At 72.3% G+C, this 19,826-nt stretch carries 19 protein-coding genes; 12 read left to right on the forward strand and 7 right to left on the reverse strand.

From position 1 onward, the window contains the following. Window positions 1–4: 4 nt before the first annotated feature. Window positions 5–1,177, reverse strand: coding sequence for a hypothetical protein (locus tag WME75_RS08740; protein ID WP_437488429.1), 1,173 nt, complete (start codon window positions 1,175–1,177; stop codon window positions 5–7). On the opposite strand from WME75_RS08740, the gene WME75_RS08745 reads away from it, so the two are divergent. Beyond that, the gene (locus tag WME75_RS08745) at window positions 1,176–1,766 is read left to right on the forward strand and encodes a hypothetical protein (protein ID WP_437488432.1); all 591 of its coding nucleotides are present in this window, start codon (window positions 1,176–1,178) and stop codon (window positions 1,764–1,766) included. The genes WME75_RS08740 and WME75_RS08745 overlap by 2 nt on opposite strands. A gap of 83 nt (window positions 1,767–1,849) precedes the next feature. Then, on the forward strand, window positions 1,850–2,752 hold the full coding sequence (gene hemH, locus WME75_RS08750) for a ferrochelatase (protein WP_437488434.1): 903 nt from the start codon (window positions 1,850–1,852) through the stop codon (window positions 2,750–2,752). 16 nt (window positions 2,753–2,768) lie between these two features. On the opposite strand, the gene WME75_RS08755 is transcribed toward hemH, so the two are convergent. After that, the gene (locus WME75_RS08755) at window positions 2,769–3,584 is read right to left on the reverse strand and encodes an SDR family oxidoreductase (protein ID WP_437488437.1); all 816 of its coding nucleotides are present in this window, start codon (window positions 3,582–3,584) and stop codon (window positions 2,769–2,771) included. Window positions 3,585–3,794: 210 nt separating this feature from the next. Between WME75_RS08755 and WME75_RS08760 the strand changes: the two genes are divergently transcribed. Next, complete coding sequence (locus tag WME75_RS08760; protein WP_437488440.1) at window positions 3,795–6,608, forward strand: tetratricopeptide repeat protein; 2,814 nt, start codon at window positions 3,795–3,797, stop codon at window positions 6,606–6,608. A 100-nt stretch (window positions 6,609–6,708) separates the two neighbouring features. On the opposite strand, the gene WME75_RS08765 is transcribed toward WME75_RS08760, so the two are convergent. Beyond that, the gene (locus tag WME75_RS08765; RefSeq protein WP_437488443.1) at window positions 6,709–8,091 is read right to left on the reverse strand and encodes a sigma-54-dependent transcriptional regulator; all 1,383 of its coding nucleotides are present in this window, start codon (window positions 8,089–8,091) and stop codon (window positions 6,709–6,711) included. A 127-nt stretch (window positions 8,092–8,218) separates the two neighbouring features. On the opposite strand from WME75_RS08765, the gene WME75_RS08770 reads away from it, so the two are divergent. The 4 genes from WME75_RS08770 (at window position 8,219) to WME75_RS08785 (ending at window position 12,546) form a co-directional block, all read left to right on the forward strand. Beyond that, window positions 8,219–9,352, forward strand: coding sequence for a hypothetical protein (locus tag WME75_RS08770; protein ID WP_437488446.1), 1,134 nt, complete (start codon window positions 8,219–8,221; stop codon window positions 9,350–9,352). A gap of 145 nt (window positions 9,353–9,497) precedes the next feature. Beyond that, complete coding sequence (locus WME75_RS08775) at window positions 9,498–10,808, forward strand: metallopeptidase family protein (RefSeq protein ID WP_437488448.1); 1,311 nt, start codon at window positions 9,498–9,500, stop codon at window positions 10,806–10,808. A 148-nt stretch (window positions 10,809–10,956) separates the two neighbouring features. Continuing rightward, on the forward strand, window positions 10,957–11,478 hold the full coding sequence (locus tag WME75_RS08780; protein ID WP_437488451.1) for a hypothetical protein: 522 nt from the start codon (window positions 10,957–10,959) through the stop codon (window positions 11,476–11,478). Between the two features lie 33 nt (window positions 11,479–11,511). After that, window positions 11,512–12,546: a peptidyl-prolyl cis-trans isomerase gene (locus WME75_RS08785; protein ID WP_437488454.1), complete on the forward strand. Its 1,035-nt coding sequence runs from the start codon at window positions 11,512–11,514 to the stop codon at window positions 12,544–12,546. A gap of 68 nt (window positions 12,547–12,614) precedes the next feature. On the opposite strand, the gene WME75_RS08790 is transcribed toward WME75_RS08785, so the two are convergent. Both WME75_RS08790 and WME75_RS08795 read right to left on the reverse strand, forming a co-directional pair. Continuing rightward, entirely contained in the window at window positions 12,615–13,421 is an 807-nt protein-coding gene (locus WME75_RS08790) for a hypothetical protein (RefSeq protein WP_437488457.1), read from the reverse strand. A 211-nt stretch (window positions 13,422–13,632) separates the two neighbouring features. Next, complete coding sequence (locus tag WME75_RS08795) at window positions 13,633–14,262, reverse strand: hypothetical protein (protein ID WP_437488460.1); 630 nt, start codon at window positions 14,260–14,262, stop codon at window positions 13,633–13,635. A 114-nt stretch (window positions 14,263–14,376) separates the two neighbouring features. Between WME75_RS08795 and WME75_RS08800 the strand changes: the two genes are divergently transcribed. The 3 genes from WME75_RS08800 to WME75_RS08810 are packed head-to-tail and all read left to right on the forward strand — an operon-like array spanning window position 14,377 to window position 15,937. Next, on the forward strand, window positions 14,377–14,670 hold the full coding sequence (locus tag WME75_RS08800; protein ID WP_437488463.1) for a 4a-hydroxytetrahydrobiopterin dehydratase: 294 nt from the start codon (window positions 14,377–14,379) through the stop codon (window positions 14,668–14,670). A 26-nt stretch (window positions 14,671–14,696) separates the two neighbouring features. Further along, window positions 14,697–15,521: a ribonuclease III gene (gene rnc, locus WME75_RS08805; RefSeq protein WP_437488465.1), complete on the forward strand. Its 825-nt coding sequence runs from the start codon at window positions 14,697–14,699 to the stop codon at window positions 15,519–15,521. Then, window positions 15,518–15,937 (forward strand): hypothetical protein, encoded by a 420-nt coding sequence (locus tag WME75_RS08810; RefSeq protein ID WP_437488467.1) that lies wholly within the window; start codon window positions 15,518–15,520, stop codon window positions 15,935–15,937. Before rnc ends, WME75_RS08810 begins: the two co-directional genes overlap by 4 nt. A 111-nt stretch (window positions 15,938–16,048) precedes the next feature. On the opposite strand, the gene WME75_RS08815 is transcribed toward WME75_RS08810, so the two are convergent. After that, window positions 16,049–17,110 (reverse strand): hypothetical protein, encoded by a 1,062-nt coding sequence (locus WME75_RS08815; protein WP_437488469.1) that lies wholly within the window; start codon window positions 17,108–17,110, stop codon window positions 16,049–16,051. 278 nt (window positions 17,111–17,388) lie between these two features. Here WME75_RS08815 and WME75_RS08820 point away from each other — a divergent pair, with 278 nt between their 5' ends. Further along, complete coding sequence (locus WME75_RS08820; protein WP_437488472.1) at window positions 17,389–17,907, forward strand: tRNA (cytidine(34)-2'-O)-methyltransferase; 519 nt, start codon at window positions 17,389–17,391, stop codon at window positions 17,905–17,907. 108 nt (window positions 17,908–18,015) lie between these two features. Then, window positions 18,016–18,552: a hypothetical protein gene (locus tag WME75_RS08825; protein WP_437488475.1), complete on the forward strand. Its 537-nt coding sequence runs from the start codon at window positions 18,016–18,018 to the stop codon at window positions 18,550–18,552. A 148-nt stretch (window positions 18,553–18,700) separates the two neighbouring features. Here the strand turns inward: WME75_RS08825 and WME75_RS08830 are convergent, their stop codons facing one another. Then, window positions 18,701–19,207 (reverse strand): CarD family transcriptional regulator, encoded by a 507-nt coding sequence (locus WME75_RS08830; protein ID WP_012234339.1) that lies wholly within the window; start codon window positions 19,205–19,207, stop codon window positions 18,701–18,703. Window positions 19,208–19,826 lie beyond the last annotated feature (619 nt).

Consider the following 19,826-nt stretch of genomic DNA (forward strand, 5'->3'; position numbering starts at 1 on the left):
GGCCTCAGGCCACGGCTTTCCAGAAGCGGCTCACCGCGCGCGGCGCGTCCGGAGGCCCCTCGATCTCGACGTACGGCCTGCCGGGCGCGGTGCGCGGGAACGAGAAGCTGCCGGTGTTCGCGTACCCGTCGCCGAGCGCTTCGCGGTGCGTGTGACCGAAGACGACAAGCTTCGCGCCGGTCGTCCTCGCCACGTGGCCGGCGCTCTCGGCCAGCCGCTCCGCGACCGTGCCGGCGTAGCGGTTGTGTCCGTTCGCCCAGCTCACGCCCATCAGCAGCGCGCCCAGCCCGAGCGCCGCGGCGCCGGTCTCCCGCGCGCGCAGCCCGAGCGCCGCGAGCCCGGCGCCCATCGACAGCGTCGCGATCACGCGATCGAAGTACAGCCGCGTGAACGTGCTCGCCGCGCTCTCGAGCGTCGGCGTCGCCGCGAGCCCGAGGAGCTCGTCGGCCATCGCGCGCGGCACCCCGAGCTCGTGCGCGAAGCGCTCGACGACCGCGGCCCCCACCGTCGCTTCGCCTCGCGCGCGGTAGAGCGGCCCGCTCTTCAACATCGCGCCGATCGCCGCGTGGAAGTAGCGGTAGATGACGTGGGGCGCGCGGGGGCCGTACCAGGTGAACGCCGAGACGAACAGGCTGAGCGGCGTCTGGTCGTTCGCCTGCAGGTAGCGGTGCGCTCCGGTCGGCGCGATGAACTCCTCGACGAAGTGAACGCCGAGGCTGCGCTCGCCGACCACGAGCGGGTGAGCCGGGGCGTTATCCGGATCGTACAGGTGCCCGTGCTCGATATGGATCGCCCCCTCGCGAAAGAACCAGGGCGTCGTCCGGATCCGCGACCGGGCCTCGCCGGTCGCCTCGAGCGCCTCCGCCAGCGCCTGCGGAAAGTCGGGCGCTCCGACCTCGGCGTCGTGGTTGCCGCCCGCGAGCCAGAGCTCGCCGCCCCGGTCGAGGTGCTCGGCGAGCGCCGCCCGCGCGGTCGGGTGCGCGAAGAGCGCCTCGCGCAGCGCGCGCGGCCGCGGCATCCAGGGCGACTCGGAGGAGAGATCGAACAGATCGCCCGCGATCACGATGCGGGCTCCCGGATGGGCCGCCACGAACCGGGCGAGATCGGCGGTCACGTCGCCCGGCGTCTGGCGCACGAGATGGAGATCTGCGAGCACGACCGTGCGGCGCTGCGTCATGATCCTTCCTATTCACCACGTCCGTCCGGACGCTGCAACTGGCCGCCCGTCGCGCGATCTCGCCAGGACGGAGGACCGCAACCCGACGAGCTCGGCCCTCCACGCCGCCGTCGCGGGCACGGCCCTCGTGGGCTCGACGCCCCCACCGCCGCGTCCCATGCAAGCAGGCATGGAAGGTTCGGCGCGGACGCGACCTTGGGCCCAGCGGGGGAGCGATGGACTGCTCGCGGAGATCACCCGCGCGCTGAAGGGCCAGGACATCGAGGCCCTCTCCAAGCTCTACGCCGAGGGCGCGGTGATCGAGGAGGTGAGCAGCCGACATCCCCCGGCCCACCCCAACGTCACTACCGGGAGGCAGGCGATCCTGGAGCGGCTCAAGAACGAGCTCTTCCGCGATCCTGTTTCGGGCTGGGAGCGCCAGCTCGACGCGACGGAGATCCTGGACGGCATCGAGACCGACGACGGGCTGGCGTTCATGGAGGTGCGGGTCTACGCCGCGGGCGATCGGGTCTTCGCGCAGCACCTCGCCCGCAAGGAGAACGGGCTCATCGGCCACGATCGCGTCGTCGTCGTCTGGGACGCGGAGTGAGCCGCTGCCAGGGACCGGCGACGTCGCCGCCGCGCGCCGACGACGTTGGCGTTGCTCGCTCGGAGGCGATGTAGAGTGCCGCCGTGACCACCGCCGTCCTCCTCAGCTGCCACGGCACCGTCGAGCGGCTCGACGATCTGCCCGCGTTCCTCTCCAACATCCGCCGCGGCCGGCCGGCCCCGCCGGAGCTTACCGCGGAGGTGCGGCGCCGCTTCGAGACGATCGGCGGCTCGCCGCTGCTGCGCATCACGCAGGCCCAGGCGGACGCGCTCGCCGCGCGGCTCGGTCTCCCGGTGGTGATCGCGGGGCGTCTCTGGCACCCGTATCCCGAGGAGGTGCTCGGATCGCTCCACGGAAGCGGCGTGCGGCGCGTCATCTCGCTGCCGCTCGCGCCGCAGTCCGTCGACGTCTACCACGCCGTGGTCCGCGACGCGGCCGCCAGGCTCGGCGGCATGGAGGTCCGGTGCGTGCCCGCGTGGGGGCTCGATCCGGCGCTGATCGACGCCTTCGTCGAGGTGATCGACGAGGCGCTCGCGCGCTTCCCCGAGGAGAGCCGGGCGAAGGTGGCGGTGATCCTCTCGGCCCACAGCCTGCCGCAGCGGATCCTCGACGCGGGCGATCCGTACGAGCGCCAGTTCCGCGCGATGGCCGCCGAGGTGGAGCGCCGCGTCGCCTCCCGGGGCAACCCGGTGCTCGTCGCCTTCCAGAGCCAGGGCATGACCGGCGACGCCTGGCTCGGCCCGGATCTCCGGTCGACGTTCGAGGCGCTCGCCGCGCGCGGCGCGCGCGAGGCGCTCATCGCGCCGATCGGCTTCGTCGCGGATCACGTCGAGACCCTCTACGATCTCGACGTGGAGGCGCACGTCGTCGCGCGGGACGCAGGCCTCGCTCGCCTGGAGCGGGCGCCGGCCGTGAACGCGCGGCCGCGCTTCATCGACGCCCTGGAGGCGCTCGTCCGGCGCGAGCTCGGGACGGCCGCGCCGTAGGCGGGCCTGCGCCGGCTCAGCGGCCTGCGCCTCTGCTCCTGCGCGGGAGCCTCGCGATGGCCGCGTTGAGCAGCCCGGGGGCGTGCCTCGCGAGGGACACCCCGAGCTTCGCGTGGCCGGTGACGATCGCCTCGGCGCGGCGCGCGACGATGGCGTCCATGATCTGCCGTGCCGCCGCCTCCGTCGGCATGACGAGCCAGCGCGGCACCGGCTCCGGGGCGCCGTCGCGGAGCTTGCCCGCGTTGTCGATACGACGGATCTCGCTCTCGACGAACCCCGGCGCGATGTGCGTGACCGCCACGCCCTCGGCGTGGAGCTCGCCGCGCAGCGTCTCGGCGAGGGCGCGCACCGCGAACTTGCTCATGGTGTAGGCGCCCATCGTGGGGAACGCGACGTAGCCGCTCGCGCTGCCGATGAGCGCGACGCCGCCGCGCGATCGCTTGAGCTCCGGCAGCGCGGCCTTCACGGTGCGCAGCGCGCCGAAGACGTTCGTCTCGAGCTGCCGCCGGAAGTCGTCGAGCGAGAGATCCTCGACGCGGCCCGTCACGCCGAACCCGGCGTTCGCGATGGCGATGTCGAGGCGCCCGAACGCCACGCGCGCCTGCTCGACGGCGCGCTCCACGTCGCCGTCGCGCGTGACGTCGCACTGGGCCGCGATCGCCTCGCCGCCGGACGCCCGGACCTCGCTCGCGAGCGCCTCGAGCCGCTCGGTCCGCCGCGCCGCGAGGACGACCCGGCCGCCGCGCCGGACGACCTCCCGCGCGAGCGCCTCGCCGATGCCCGACGACGCGCCCGTGATCAGAACGACCTGCCCTGCGAGCCTGCTTGCCATGGTTCCCCGCATACCACGATCGCGCGGGAGCGAGCCCTGGCGCGCCTCCGGCCGCTCGCTCATGCTCGGCCCTCCTCCTCTCGGCTAGGATGGCCTTGCCCGGCTCGACCGGGCGCCGCCTCTCCAGCAGCCAGCTCCGAGTGGACCCGCGCGGTGACGTGCGGGTTCCTACGACTGCGAACGATGGCGCACGGTTGTGCACGGGGTCCCATGCGAAGCCACTCGATCCGCCGCTCTCTCGCCGCTCTCCTCGTCGCCGCCGCCTGCGCGGCCCAGGCTCCTGTGTCCGCCGAGCCGCCTCCCTCGCTCGCGCGCGCGGAGGCGCTCCTCGCGCAAGGCGACCACGCGGGCGCCGAGAAGGTCGTCCTCGCTCTCCAGGGCGGGACGGAGCGCGCCGGGGCGCTGCTCACGAAGGCGCGGATCGAGCTGCTCACCGGCCGTTACGACGACGCGGCGAAGACGGCGAAGGCGGCCGCCGCGCTCGGCAAGGAGGCGAAGATCGCCGCCGCGCCGCTCCGGGTCGAGGCGCTCGCGCGCCGCGGGAAGATGGCCGAGGCGATCGCGGCGGCGCGCGAGGTCGAGCGGGAGGACGAGGCCCGCCGCGCGCGGCTCCTGCTCGGCGAGCTCCTGATCCGATCGGGCAAGCGCGGCGAGGCGCGCGCGCCGCTGATGACGATCATCGACGACTACAACGACGACAAGATCACCGCGGACGACGCGGAGGGGCTGTCGCTGGTCGGGCGCGCGGCGCACCTGCTCCGGAGCGCGCGCGACGCGAACGACGCGTTCAACGCGGCCGAGAAGGTCGGGGGCAAGCAGCGGGTCGAGACGTTGCTCTGGCGGGCCGAGCTGTTCCTCGACAAGTACGACCCTGGCCACGCCGGGCAGGTGCTGAAGGAGGCGCTCAAGCTCGCCCCGAAGGACCCGGTGGCCCGCGTCGCGATGGCGCGGGTCAAGCTCGACAGCGCGCTGGACTTCGGCGGCGCCGACAGCGAGATCGCGCAGGCGCTCTCGGTGAACCCGAACCTCGCGCAGGCCTATTTCGTGCGCGCCGGGCTCGCGCTTCGCGACATGGACATCGGCGCCGCGGACGCCGCCGCGGACCGCGGGCTCAAGGTGAACCCGAGCGACCTGGAGCTGCTCTCGATCAAGGCGGCGGGCCGCTTCCTCGCCGACGACGCGGCTGGCTTCGAGGCCCTCAAGGCGAAGGTGCTCGGCCTGAACCCGGAGTTCTCGCGGTTCTTCCAGATCGTCGGCGAGTTCGCGGAGTGGGAGCACCGCTACGACGACATCGTCAAGATGATGGGGGAGGCCGCGCAGGTCGATCCGAACGACGCGAAGGCGTACGCCACGCTCGGGCTGAACCTGATCCGCGCCGGCGACGAGAAGGGCGGCCTCCAGGCGCTCCAGAAGGCGTGGGACAAGGACCGCTTCAACGTGCGGGTCTTCAACACGCTGAACCTCTTCGAGAAGGACATCGCCACCCAGTACGTGACCGTGGAGGGACAGACGTTCCGCGTCCGCTACCACAAGCAAGAGCGGGCGATCCTGGAGCGGTACGTGCCGCGGATGCTCGAGGAGGCCTGGGGCTCGATGGTGAAGCGCTACGGCTTCACGCCGAAGGTGCCGGTCTCGATCGAGCTCTACGCGTCGACGGAGAACTTCAGCGTCAGGACGAGCGGCCTGCCCAACGTGGGCATCCAGGGCGTCTGCTTCGGCCAGACGCTCGCCGCGCTGAGCCCGGCGGCGGCGGAGTTCAACTGGGGGAACGTGCTGTGGCACGAGCTCGGGCACGTCTTCGCGATCCAGCTCTCGAAGAACCACGTCCCGCGCTGGTTCACCGAGGGGCTCAGCGAGTACGAGACGATCGTGCGGCGGCCGGAGTGGCACCGCGAGGAGGATCCGGCGCTGTTCGCCGCCCTGAAGGGCGGGAGGATCCCGGGGGTCGAGGGGTTCAACCGGGCCTTCACGCACGTCGACGACATCGAGGACGTGACGATGGCCTACTTCGCGGCGAGCCAGATCGTGGTCTTCATGGTCGAGGAGTTCGGCTTCCCGAAGGTCGTGTCGATGCTGCCCCGGTGGGCCGCGGGCAAGCGGACGCCGGACGTCGTGAAGGAGTCGCTCGGCATCGGCGCCGAGGAGCTGGATCGGCGCTTCCGCGCGTGGCTGGAGCCCCGCCTCGGGCGCTACGAGAAGCAGTACGTCCCCGACCTGCAGGCGCCGCCGCTCGACGAGGCGCGCAAGGCAGCGGCGCGCGCGCCGAAGGACGCGAAGCGGCTCGTCGAGCTCGCGCTGGCGCTGGAGAAGGACGGGCAGCGACAGGAGGCGGAGGCGGTGCTCGCCGAGGCGCTCCGGGTGGACCCGAAGCAGCCCGACGCGAGCTACCTCAAGGTGCGCGCGGCGTTCGGCGAGAAGAAGCCCGACGAGGCGGCGAGGCTGCTGAGCAAGATGATCGCCGACGGCCACGACGGCTACGTCGTGCGGATGAAGCTGGCCGATCTCGCCGAGCTGAGGAAGGACGCGGCGAGGATGAAGGCGAACCTCGAGGCGGCGTCGCGCCTGGATCCCACGCAGGCCGAGCCGCTCCAGGGCCTCTGCGATCTCGCGCGCCGGCAGAAGGACGCGGCGGGCGAGCTCTCGGCGCTGCGCCGGCTCGCGCTCCTCGATCAGCACGATCGCCGGGTCTGGCGTCGGCTCCTCCGGCTGCTCGTGGAGCGCGGCGCGTGGGAGGAGGCGCGCAAGGTCGGCGAGAGCGCGATCTACGTCGACGTGGCGAACCCGGAGATCCACCGGCTCTATGCGCGGGCGCTGGCGCGCACGGGGCGGCATGTCTCGGCGGTCTACGAGCTGAACAGCGCGCTCCTGTCCGGGCCGAAGGCCGGCGACGCGGCCGAGATCTACGGGGAGCTCGCCAAGGCGTACGCGAAGATGAAGCGGGACGACTACGCGAAGCAGGCGCTGGAGTATCAGAAGGCGATGAGGGGCGCGTCGCCGCCCGCGCCGCGGGCGATGCCGGATTGAGGTGATCGACAGCGCGGCCGTCGCGCTGCTGAGACCTGGGGGGCAGCTGGGAGCCCTCGGCGGACCGGAAACGGTCTCGTCTGCCGTGTAGCCGCCCCGCCTACTCGTCCTCGGCCTCTCCCTTGTCCCCGCGCAACCCGAGCGCCTTGCACTTCTTGTAGAGGTGGCTCCGCTCGAGCCCGAGCCCCCGCGCCGTCGCGGCCATCTGCCCTCCGTGATGGACGAGCGCCTCCTCCAGGATGGTCCGCTCCGCCTCCTCCGCGAGCACCCGGAACGGCACCCCCGGCCGGAAGATCCCGCCCTTCATCGCGGCCTGCTGCCCGCCGAGGCAGACCTTCACGTCGCCCTCGTCGATCGTCTCATCGGGCGTCAGGATCACCAGCCGCTCGATGATGTTGCGCAGCTCCCGCACGTTCCCCGGGAAGCTGTAGGCGACGAGCATCCTCATCCCGCCCTCCGTGAACGCCATCCCGGGCCGATCGTTCGCCTGCGTCGCGATCGCGAGGAAATGCCGCGCGAGCTGCGGCACGTCCTCGCGCCGCGCCCGGAGCGGCGGCAGCGACAGCGGCAGCACGTTCAGCCGGTCGTGGAGGTCCGGCCGGAACTGCCCCTCGCGGCACGCGGCCTCGATGTCGCGGTTCGTCGCCGCCACCACGCGCACGTCGACCTTGAGCGTCTCGTTCCCGCCCACGCGCTCGATCTCGCGCTCCTGCAGCACCCTGAGCAGCTTCGCCTGCATCGCGAGCGGCATGTCCCCGACCTCGTCCAGGAACAGCGTTCCGCCGCTCGCGCGCTCGAACTTCCCTCGTCGCTGCTTCGTCGCGCCCGTGAACGCCCCCGCCTCGTGGCCGAACATCTCGCTCTCGATGAGCTCGCTCGGGACCGCGGCGCAGTTCATCTTCTCCAGCGGCCCGCGCGCCCGCTTCGACGCGCCGTGGATCGCGCGCGCGACGAGCTCCTTCCCGGTGCCGCGCTCGCCCGTCACGAACACCGTCGCGGTCGCCTTCGCCGCGCGCGCGATCTGCTCGCGCAGATCGAGCATCGCCCGGCTCTCCCCGATGAGCTCGCCCACCTGGCCGGTCTGCGTCCGGAGCGCCTTCGCCTCGGCCTCGGCGCGGATGAGGCGCAGGGTGTTCTCGAGCACGAGCAGCAGCCGATCGGTCGACAGCGGCTTCTCCAGGAAATCGATCGCGCCGAGCCGCGTCGCGCGGACGGCGGCGTCGACGGTCGCGTGCCCGCTCATCATCACGACGGGCAGCTCCGACCCTGCAGCGCGTATCCGCTTGAGCAGCTCCACGCCGTCGCCGTCGGGCAGCGAGACGTCGAAGAGCGCGATGTCATAGCTCCGCTTCGCGAGCTTCTCCTCGGCCACCCCGACGCCGCCGGCGACGTCGACCGTGTAGCCCTCGAGCGACAGGGCCTTCTGGAGTGTCGTCAGGATCGCCCGCTCGTCGTCGAGCACCAGCACATGTCCGCGCGGCATGCTTGCCACCGTAGCGCGGAACCGCCGTGGCCGACGCCCGCCGCGCCTCCGCCGTCCGGCGTGGAGAAAGGGGCTCCGGCGCGCGTGCGCTATGGTACCTTGGCGTGGAATGTCTGCCGACAGTCCCGTGACGGCGGAAGGAGATCTGGAGCGGACGCCGTTCGCTCACCTCTTCGTCTATGCCGTCGATCATCGGCTGACCGGCGCGCTCATCCTCCTGGAACCCACGGGCGCCGAGCACACCCTGCGGATCGTCCGGGGGTCCCCGGTCAAGCTCCGTCCGAGCGACGACTACGCCCGGCTCGGAGAGATCCTGCTCGAGGAGGGGGTGATCTCCGCGGAGATCCTGAGGGACGCGCTCGCGACCAGGGGCCTCCTGGGCGACGTGCTGCTGCTGTCGGGGTGCCTCGACGTCCCGACCATCGACTCGCTCGCCCAGGTCCAGTTCGTGCGGCGGATGGTGCGCCTCTTCGACCTGCCTCCGGAGACGAAGTACCGCTACTTCGACGGCCTCGACGTGCTCGCCGACTGGGGGGGCGATCCGGCGAAGGTCGATCCGCTCGCGCTCCTCTGGGCAGGGGTGCGCGACCACGGCGAGCGCTCGACGCGGCTGGAGCGGACCCTGGAGCGGATCGGGTCGGTGCCCCTCCGCCTGCACCCCGCCCTCGAGCCGGGTCGCTTCGGTTTCGGCGAGAGCGAGCTCGCCGTGCTCGACGTGCTCCAGAGCAGCGCCACGCCCTCGCTCGCGGCGCTCGTCCGGTCCGGGATCGCGCCGGAGCCGACCGTGCGCAAGCTCATCTACGCCCTGGCCATCACCCGTTATCTCGATTTCGGGAAGGGCATCCCGGTGAGCGCGGAGCCCTCGTCGAGCGTGCCGCCCGCCAGCGCGGCGAGCCTGTCGCTCGGGCGCATGCAGCTCCGCGCCACCGTGCATCGCGTGGGGGCCGCCGCGCCGGATCCGGCCGGCGACGGCGAGCGTGCGCCGGTGCTCGGTCGAGATCGCCGCCGCGATCGCTTGTCGTCGGAGCCGTCGCCCGTGTCCGTCGTCGCGGGAGCGTCTCCGCTCAGCGGAGGCTCGCTCTCCGCCGCGGTGGCAGCCGAGCTCGCCAGCGCCGCCGGAATCGACGGCGGCCGCGCGGCGCGCGAGCCCACCGGCGCCGACAGGGGTCCCGGCGCCGACAGGGCGCGCGAAGCGTGGGGCTCTCCCGCTCCGACCGACGAGGGCGCCCCCGGCGGCTCGCCGGTGACCGAGGACCCCTGACGACAGCTGCCCGCGGCGGAGCACCAGGCCGGACGAGGCCGCGCCGTGCTGGAAGGCGCGCTCGCGTTTCTTTATAGGCCGCCGAGCGATGCCGAGGTCCGCGCAACACCAGCTCCCCGCTCAGGTTCACCTCCCTTCCGGCACTGTGGCGCGCCTGTCGGACGCGGCCGTGCGCGCCCAGGCCGAGACCGTCTTCGGCGCTCCCGGCGGACGCGGCGGCGACGAGCGTTCCTCCGTCGGCAGGTGCGCGCGCGACGTGCAGGTCCTCGCGGGCCCGTCGGTCCTGACCGACGCGCGCGGCGCGCCGCTGGATCCGCTCGACCTCCCGCTCGCCGACGCCCATGTCCTGCGCGCGCTCCTCGCGTCGGCCGGCGTCGTCCCCGAGGAGCCGGGCGCGTACACCTGCGAGAACTGCGGCGCCCCGTTCGAGGTCGCCCCGTCGAGCCTGCTCGAGATCGGGCCCTTCACCGACGGGGAGCTTGACGATCCTGAGCTCGATCGCCCGTTCGGTTTCGACGTGGTGCACCCGATCCCGGCGCTGCGCGTGGGTCGCGCCGTCTGCCGCGGCGTGCGGTTCGCCGAGCGGACCGTCGAGGAGGCGATGCCGCTGCTGCGCCTGTCCGGCGAGGGCGCGCTCCGCATCACGCCGTCGCTGGTCGTGGCCATGGGGATCGCGGCGCTCGGCCGCGAGCGCCGCGCCCCGGTGATCGCCGACGCGCTCGTCAGGGCTCCGGACGAGGCGTGGGCGGCGATCGTCGACCTCTACCACGAGGCGCGTTACCCCGCGCGGCTCGTCGCGGTCCACCGCTGCCAGGGCTGCGGCGCCCGCAACGATCTCGATGTGCCTCTCGAGCGCGAGCTCGCGCGCGCGCCGCTCCGCGCTCCCGACGCAGGCGCGGACGATGCCGCGGAGCCCGGCGCCGCGGCGGGGAGCGCGGGCGCCTTCCCGGATCTCGACGCCTTCGAGGCGCGCGTTCGCGCGGCGGCCGAGCGCATCTACGAGGCCCGCGGCGTGCGGAACATCGATCTCTTCATCGACGCGGGGGTGCCGGCCTGCGACGACGGAGGCGAGCCGCTGCTCGGCTGCTACACGCCCGGGACGCCCGCGGACGAGCTCGGGATCGCCCGCCCTCCGGAGATCCGGATCTTCTACCGGACGTTTCGATCGGAAGCCCGCGAGGACCCCGGGTTCGACGTCAACGCCGAGATCACCGAGACGATCGATCACGAGGTGATCCACCACCTGCACCACCTGGCCGGCAGCGATCCGGTCGACGACGAGGAGCATGCGCAGATCGAGCGCGAGCAGCTGCGCCGGATCGGCCACGCCGAGGCCGCGCGGCGCGCGCGGCGCGGCGTCCTGTCGGACCTCGCCGGCTTCGCGCGCGCGACGTGGCCGGCCTGGTTGATCGCGGCCGTTGGAACGGCCATCGCGTGGTGTGAGGGCGGAGGCTGACGCTCCCGCTCCGGGCGGCGCGCGCGCGGCCGTGCGCTCGCCGCTTTCTTCGAAGCGGAGGGATGAGCTGCTTATACTGCGGGGGCAGCACGAAGATGTGCCGGGGACTACCGGCTCCTCGCGCGCCGCTGTGCTCCTGCCGAGGACCGTGAAGACGAAGAGCTCGCCGGCCGTCAGGGCCGGGTCCACCAAAGCGCCCCGTCCAGCCAAGCGGGATGGCGATGCGCAGAACCGCCGGGGAAGCCCCGATGCGGTCGAGAAGCGCCGGGCGGCGCGCCGGTTCAACGAGCTGCTCCTGGGCGGCGGCGGACGCGCCGGGGACGGCCGCACCGAGCGCCGGCGTCGGCGCCTGCTCGCGGAGCTGGCCGAGGGCGTCGCGCGGCGCGGCAAGCGGGCGCTCAAGCCGATCGACGTGCTGTCGCGGGTCGAGGAGCTCCTCGAGCTGGGCGAGCCGCTCGCCTCGATCCGCAAGGCATACCCGCCGCCGCCCCCGGTCGAGGTGACCGCCGAGCTCGTCGAGGGCCTGCGGCACCTCCACCGCGCCTACGGCTTCTCCGCGGACGTGTACCGGTTCGTCGGGCTCGACGCGCACGCCCTGCGGAAGGCAGGGGTGCTGCGGAGCGGCGAGCGCGGCGTGTCCGCCGAGACAGCGCGCCGCGGCGCGGCTTGACCCTGCCCGCCGGCGCGGGGATAACCCGCTCCGATGCGCGCGAGAACGGTGAAGCTCTCCCTCGCCGCGGCCGCCGTGGCGGCCGTGTGCGCGGCGTCGACCGGCCTGTCGCTCCGCGCGCAGGCCCAGCCAGCGGCCGGCGCCGCGGTCGACGCGGTGGTGGCGCGCGTCGGCGACAGGGTGATCACGGCGCCGGAGGTCGAGCGCAGGATCGCGCAGATCCCGCCGTTTCAGCTCCAGAGCCTCGGGCGTACCCCGGAAGAGATCCGGAAGAACTTCGTGAGCCAGGTCCTCGCGCGGGAGCTGCTCCTTGTCCAGGGGGCCGCCGCGCAGAAGCTCACCGAGCGCGCCGACGTGCAGGATCGCATCCGCGGCGTCCTGCGCGCCGCGCTGCTGCAGCGGATCCAGGCGGAGGCGGCCTCGAGCTCCCCGGTGACGGACGAGGAGCTCCGCGCCTACTACGAGGCCCACCGCGACAGGTTCAGCTCCCCGGCGATGGTGGCGCTCTGGCGCATCCTCGTCGCGACGCGCGAGGAGGCCGAGGCGATCCTGGCCGAGCTCAAGAAGGACCCGTCGCCCCAGCGATTCAAGGACATCGCGCGCGAGAAGTCGCTCGACAAGGCGACCAGCATGCGCGGCGGCGACCTCGGCTTCGTGACGTCGGACGGCACCACGACCGAGCCGGGGCTCAAGGTCGCCCCGGAGCTCCTGGAGGCTATCGCCCGGGTGAAGGACGCGGAGCTCGTGCCCGAGCCGGTGCCGGAGGGCGATCGCTTCGCCGTGCTATGGCGGCGGCAGAGCAGGAGGCCCGTGAGCCGCTCGCTGGAGCAGGAAGCGCCGTCAATCCGCCAGATCCTCGCGCACGGCAAGGCAGAGGCGCAGCTGAAGCAGCTCCTCGAGCGCCTGCGGGCGCAGGACGTTTCGGGTCACGCGCCCGAGCTCGTCGACCTCCTCGACGTCACCTCGACGGGCGATCTGCAGCCGCTGAAGCGCCCGGGCACCCTCGCGAGCAGCCGCCGCCCGGGCGCGCCCCCGCCTTCGCCCGTGCCGCGCAACGACATGCGCTGAGGACCGCTACCTCGCATGGAGGGCGGAGCCGCCGCCCCGGATCACCGCCGTCGATCGTCGGGTGAGCGTCAGTTCAAGGCGACGGCGAGCGCGATGGCGGCGAAGCCGGAGGCGATGGTGAGCGCGAGCGCGGCGAGGCTTCCGGCGCGCCGAGCGCGCTCTGCGGCGCCGGGGTGGAGCGCATAGACGCCGAGGAGCAGCGCTGTGGAGGCCTTGCCCGGCACCCGGAGCGAGGCCGACAGGGCCTGCTCGGCGCCCTTGACGCCGCCGGTGACGAGCATGACCAGCGCGCCGAGCGGGCCGGCCATGAGGTCCCAGCCGCATGCGTAGAGCCCGAAGCGGAGCGCGCGCCGTCGCTCTGGCCGCGCGCCTTGGCGGCGCGCGCCGAGGTCGAGCGCGGCTCCGTGCAAGGCGTGCGCGAGCACCATCCACACGGTGAGGCCCGGGACGCCGAGCGCGAGCCACTGGAGGGCGCTCGCGCGCGCGGCCGGGTTCCGGGCGAGCTCCAGCGTCAGGCCCGGCAGCGCCAGCGCGGCGATGGGCAGGAGCGCGACGATCATCGAGAGGATCGCGAGCGTCTCCGCCAGCAGGGCGAACCGCATGGCCGCCGAGATCGTGCCGTCGGGGATCGCCGCGAAGAACGTCTCGGCCCCCAGCGTGGTCGCCTTCGAGGTGGCCCAGAGCCGCGACCAGACCCCGTCGATCGGGCGCTCCCAGGGGATGATCGCGACGACCCCCGAGCCCTCGTCGCTTGCAGCGGAGCACCCGGCGCAATCGGGCTGGCCGCAGCACGCGCAGAGCACCGCTGCGGGGACGTCGAACACCTCGTCGTCCCGCGCGAGCTCACGGCGTACGCTGGCAGATCTCTTGGCCATTGCGCACCTTCGAGGAGCGGACAGAGGCTACTCCCACCAAGGTTACGTCGCACGAGCGGGCCTGTCGACCCGAGATGCCCCTGAGCACGCTCTTCCTGCCTGGCCGCGCGCCGTGATCCTCGCGGATCGGGATCGGGGTCGCGCTCGGAGCGGAGAGGGTCGCGACGCCGGAGGTCGGCCATGGTTCACATGCGCTGCGCGCTCTGCGAGCTCAGTGCAGCACCTCGTCGCCCCGCCGCCGCCTTCCCGTGGGGAGGTCGTCGCTCCTTCCTCCGAAGAGCGCTGCGGTCACCAGCGCGAGGAGCGCGATCGCCCCGGTCGCGTAGAGCCCGTAGCCCCACGTGAAGCGGACTGGACGGAGCAGCGTGCTGGCCGGCGTGAACAGCAGGCGCATCGCGACGGTGGTGAGGGCGACCGCGGCGAGGAACGCGACGGCCACGCGGGCGCCGCGCATCTTGTGGATCGACCGCCGCGTCAGCACGAGCGGGATCATCACGAAGAACGCGACCGCGGGGGCCCACATCCACCCGAGCCTGCGCGCGAGCCCGAAGCCGCTGAGGTCGCGGAGCTCCGGGGCCGTCTCGTGGATCCACGGCGAGAAGAACGCCGCGAGGCCGAGGACGGCGAGCGCGAGCAGGACCCCCCTGCCGCGCCCGGCGTAGCTCCACGGGAGCGGCTCCATGTGCGGCGGGAGCGGCTCGTCGGGCTCGTCGTGGAGCGCGTCGTAGGAGGGGGGGAGCTTCGAGAGCGCCTCCAGCCGGAGGCCGCAGGCGGGGCAGGTGGGGGCCTCTTTTGCCTCGAACATCTCCCGGCAGAAGGGGCAGGCGTAAAGCCCGGTCATCGCGGCGGGAGGTATAGCGCACCGCGGCCGAGCGCGCGTCGAGCGGCGCGCGCGGGGCTGGGGTCCGCATTCCGGGGTTCCACCGGGGCGGGGCTTAGCTCATAGTTGCGCCTCATGGGCAAGCGTGATCGGCTCTCGGGCGATGAGATCGCCGGGTTCGTCGCTGCTCACCCGGGCTGGGCGCAGGCGGGCGAGCGGATTGAGCGGAGTTACTCGTTTCCGGATTACGGGGCCAGCGTGGGCTTCGTGATGCGGGTCGCCCTCCTGGCCGAGCGGCGTGACCATCACCCCGACATCGAGCTGTCGTGGGGCAAGGTGCGGGTCGCGTGGTCCACGCATGACGCTGGCGGTCTGACGGCGCTCGACCTAGAGCTGGCCGAGCTGACCGACCGTCTGAGCGCGGGCTGACTCCGCGCGTGGGCAAGGTGCTGGGGATGCTCCCGAGCGAGCTGCTGCAACGTCTGGATCTGGGGCTGGAGGGGGATCTGCCGCACCTCGAGGAGGCGCTGACGCACCCGAGCTTCTCGAACGAGCAGCGAGGCGGCCGGCGCGTGGACAACCAGCGCCTCGAGTTCCTGGGGGACGCCGTGCTCGGGCTCTGCGTGACGGAGCTCTTGATGGAGCGATTTCCAGGCGCGCGGGAGGGGGAGCTCTCGATGATGCGCTCGGCGCTCGTCAACACGGACGCGCTCGCGGCGTGGGCGCGAGGGATCGAGCTCGGCGCGGCGCTCCGGGTCGGACGCGGCGCTGAGGTCGCCGGGGAGCGCGACCAGACGAACGTGCTCGCCGACGCCGCCGAGGCGCTCGTCGCGGCCCTGTACCTCGATCGCGGCTTCGAGAGCGCGCGCGCGCTGAGCCGGAAGATCGTCGCGAGCCCGCTCGCCCAGCTCGCGAGCGGCAGCATGCTCGGGCGCGACGCGAAGAGCGAGCTGCAGGAGCGCGTGCAGGCGCGCGGCGCGGCGTCGCCGCGCTACCGGCTGATGGGCACGGAGGGGCCGGACCATGACCGCGCGTTCCTCGTCGCCGTGGAGGTCGATGGCAGGGTCATCGGCACCGGCCGGGGCCGGTCGAAGAAGCTCGCGGAGCAGGCGGCCGCGCGCGCCGCGCTCGTGGCGTGCGCCGCGCCGGAGCCTGCGACCGCATCCGATGAACGGGCGCCCGCCGAGGCGCTGCATGGCACGCCCGAGGGCAGGGGTGCTCCGCCTGCCGGCGGGGTATCCTCCGAGCAATCCGTGAACGACCGAGGACCCAGTCGATGATCCGTCACCTGTTTCTTGCCTTCACCTTCGCGCTCTGCTCGCTCTTCGTCGCGCTGCCGGCCTGGGCCGGGAGCTACCTGGACAGGGCGAGCCTGCTCCTCGCCGAGGCGCGCAGGGAAGGCGACATGCTGTTGCCGCGCACCCATGACAAGGAGCTCATCATGGTGGTGCACGCGCTCGCCGACGCGCGCGCCCGGGTGGCGAGCAAGATGGAGTGCCCTGCCTCCGTCTCCAGGGCGCACCCGCATCTCCTGCTCGTGCTCGAGAACAGCGAGCGCGCGGCCGACGCGGCCGCTCAGGGCAACTTCAAGAAGTTCATGGAACACCTGACCGTGGCGCGGAACGAGGACCGAGCGTTCCGGGCGCTCCTCGCCGAGCTCGGCTATGCGCTGCCCGATCTGAGCTCGAAGCGCTGAGGCGGTGGAGCTCCGCCCGCGGGCCCTCGGCCCGCGCCGGTCGAGGCGGGCCTGCGCCGGGAAGCGGCGCCGCGCCGGAAGCGCCTGCCAGGCGTCCCGGCGGTGCGCGCCTCAGAACACGGCGCCGAGATCGAGCGCCAGGGTCCACTGCGACGCGAGCCCGGCGAACTTGTTCTCGCCGTTGATCTCGTGGGTCGAACCCTGGTTCGCGTCCTCGGGGCTCATGACGTCGGTGATGAAGTGGGCGCCGAGCTTGACCATCTGGAACCGCAGCTGCGCGCCGAAATGGAGCCGGTGGCGCGTCATGCGCACGGCGTCGAACACGACGGTGTTGTTGAAGTCGGCCTGGGAGCCGCCGTTGCAAACCGGCTGGCCGTCGTGGGGGAGCGTTTCGCCGTCCTGTCCCTGCACGGGGTTCGCGGGCGAGTTCAGCCCGCCGAAGTTGCAGTAGTTCACGGCGTCGGTGTTCGGGGTGAGATCGATCAGCCCCGAGTCGCCGAAGATGTGGATCCACTGGTAGCCCGCGTACGGGGTGACGACGACCGTGCCGCCGATCGGCAGAGGCTTCGAGATCTGCGCGTCGAAGCCGGCGACCGTCAGCTGGAACTCCTCGGTCCCGGTGACCGTCCGGACGCTGCCGCCGACGGCGAACTCCGGGAAGATCGCGGGGATCCCTCGGCGGAACCCCTCGAACAGCGCCCAGCGCACGTCGGCGCCCCCGCTCACGATGCTTGTGTTGGCCAGGAATCCGACCGCGCCGGTCAGCTCGAGCCCGAACGGAAAGCCCTTGCGCACCTTGAGGGAGTAGTGCTGCAGGAAGGAGTCGGGGCTCCGGTTCTCGATCGAGAAGTTCCCGCTCGACGGATCCTGCGGTCCCTGCGTGCCGCGCTTCCAGTAGTCCGCGTCGCTGTCAATCTTTGTGTAGTCGGCCTCGACGCCGATCTCGAAGCCGCCGTAGCCCGTGGTCCGCGCCGAGTGCATCGCCGACGGCGCCACCGCGAAGCCGTACTGCGCGATGAGCTTCGCGAACGCCGCGTCGTCGGTCTGGCAGCGCTGATAGCGCGACGCCGGGTTGTAGTAGACGCCATGGTCCGGCCCCACGAGGCGGCAGGGGACGGCCGCGGCGGCGCCCTGAGCCGGGTCGCGCACGAGCCGCGCGAGCGCCGGGTCCATGGAGTCTGCGGCGGCCAGCGAGGACGACGCGACCCCTGCGAGGGTAATAGCCGAGGCGATCCAGCACGATGCGCGCATTCCGTGTCTCCGAGGCGGGAGGCTACGTGTCCGCTCCTACAGCCGTCAAGCGAACAGAGGCACCTCGGCCGGTTCCGATCGCGTTTTGCGCGCTGCCGCGTGGGCCGGCACCCGATCGGGCGGTGGTGGCGAGCCAGGTCGCAGGCGCGATCCCCCGCTCGGGGGTTGCGGCGCGCGGGCGCGTCGCGGAAAGAGAGGACGTGCTCAATGATGGTCGCCCCAGGCTCCGCGCGGCGCCGCTCGATCCGCCGTTCCGGATCGTGCTGGTCGAGCCGGAGATCCCGCAGAACACAGGCAACATCGCGCGGCTCGCGGCTGCGACGCAGAGCCCCTTGCACCTGCTCGGGAGGCTGGGGTTCCGCATCGACGAGCGGAGCGTCCGCCGCGCGGGGCTCGATTACTGGCATCTGGTGACGCTCGAGCAGCACCTTGACATCGCCCACTTCCGCCACCGGCACCCGAACGCGCGGCTGCGCCTGTTCAGCGCGGTGGCGCGACGGAGCTACCTCGACGCGGACTTCCGACCGGGCGACGCCCTCGTCTTCGGCAAGGAGAGCGTGGGCCTCGACCCCGACCTCCTCGCCCGCATGCCCGACGACGTGTTCGGCATCCCCACGCTGGGCCCCGTGCGCTCTCTCAACCTGGCCAACTCGGTGGCCATCGTCCTCTACGAGGCGCTCCGTCAGGTGGGCGCGCTCGCGGGCGCCGCGCCGGGGTGAGCGCGTGATCCGCGACGAGGTCGCGCCGGAGGTGACGCCCGCGCGCGGTGGATCCCGGCGCCCGCGCGCGGTGGACGGCGGCCGGGCGTCGTTCTAAGGGACGGGGACATGAACATGCACCGGCAGCGCGCGCGGCACGACGGCGGACGGGCTGCCGCGCGCTTCGGCCGGGCTGCCGCGCGCTTCGGACGGGTCGGCGTGGCCGTCGCGCTCTCGGTCGCGGCGCTCGCCTCTGCCGGATGCACCAGGCGGCCTCCGAACGGCACGCCCGACGGCGCCGTCCGGGAGCTCGTCGCGCGCCTGCGGCAGCTGCATGGCGACCCGGCGGACGCCAAGGCCGCCTTCGAGCTCCTGTCCCGGCGCGCTCGGGACAACCTGGCCGCGCGCGCACAGCGCTACAGCGCGGCGACCGGCAAGGCGATCGCGCCCGAGGCGATGATCACGCCGTCCCGCTTCGTCCTGCGCTTCGAGCCGCAGCGGTACGTCGCCCAGATCGCCGGCGCCCATGCCCTGGTGGACGTCGCCGGCCTGCTCCCAGGCGAGCGCGTCCAGGTGCCTTGCGTCTACGAGGACGCAGGGTGGCGCGTCGATCTTGCGCTGCCATCGCTCCCTCCCGTCCAGAAGCGGCCAGGCAGCGATCTCTGAGCGCGCCCGCTCCGCCACCGGCGGTGCGGACCGAGGCGCGACGTTCCGAGCCCTCTGGATGGGATCTCGGGCCCACAAAAGCCCGGAGGCCGGCAGTGCCGGCCTCCATCGGCAGCGGCCGCAGGGCCGCTAGCCATGAGGTAACGCCTCAGTTGGCGAGAAAGATCGCCTCGATCTCGGTCTTCACCTGCTCTTCCGTCTGGCCCCGGGCGATCGCGATCTCCTTGACGATCAGCGTCCGGGCGGTGTCGAGCATGCGGCGCTCACCGAACGAGAGTTGCTTGTCCGTCTTCAGGCGGTAGAGGTCGCGGAGCACCTCCGCGACGTCGTAAATCGAGCCCGTCTTGATCTTGTCCATGAAACCGCGGTAGCGGCGGTTCCAGGTCTGGTTGTCGAACGCGATGGTGCGCTCGCGGAGGATGTCGAAGATTTCCCGGATTTCCTGTTCAGAAATGACCTGGCGAAGGCCGACCGCGCTCGCGTTGCTGACCGGAACCATGATCTTTCGATCCGTGTCCAGGATGCGGAGAACGTAGAATCGCTGGCGATTCCCAGCGATGTCCTTCTCCTCGATGTTGACCACCTCGGCAACGCCTTGGGCCGGGTAGACGGCTTTGTCGCCCACCTTGAACTGGATCTCCGAACGAGCCTGCATATCGTCTCCTTTGCCTTCCACCCCGCCGTCTCTTTATTTTCTCGTCTGCTTCCCGAAATCCTCTTCGGGACGCGTACGTTGAACATGCGGTTGAACCTGGACCCGCAGAACCGACACACACCGTCGCGCATTCCTAGAAAAGAGCCATGAGCCGTCTCTCGAGACCGCTGTGCGAGAAACTGAAGCGAGAGCACCACCGCCATGACCCGCGAGGGGCCGGTGCTCCGGCGTGCACAGTGGAATCTTGAGCGGCGGCGGTAGAAGCGGACGGTTCCGGGCGGAAGGGATTGAGGTTGGGGGAACGGCCCTCTTGAGAAAGGGCCGGTTTGCGCCAGGCGCGCGCACTCTAGTGAGCCGGCCCAGATACGTCAACGAAAATCCCCGTGGCGGGTCCATCGTGGCGTGATCGCTCTGGTTTTTCTTTGGGGATCGGACGGGGCCACAGTGTGTACCGATGGGGCATCCGCGTGGATGCACGCTGGCTGACGCCGCCTAGCTTAGGGCAGAGCGGGCCTCTCCGGGAGAGGCGGCGGACCTGACCTGGGTGGGATGGGTCGAAAATGTGGCGGACACAACGGCGCGTGGCGTCATATCCGTCCGGACTTCAAGCGAGCCAGAG

Source organism: Sorangium sp. So ce1014 (assembly GCF_051521505.1).
Lineage (GTDB): Bacteria > Myxococcota_A > Polyangia > Polyangiales > Polyangiaceae > Sorangium.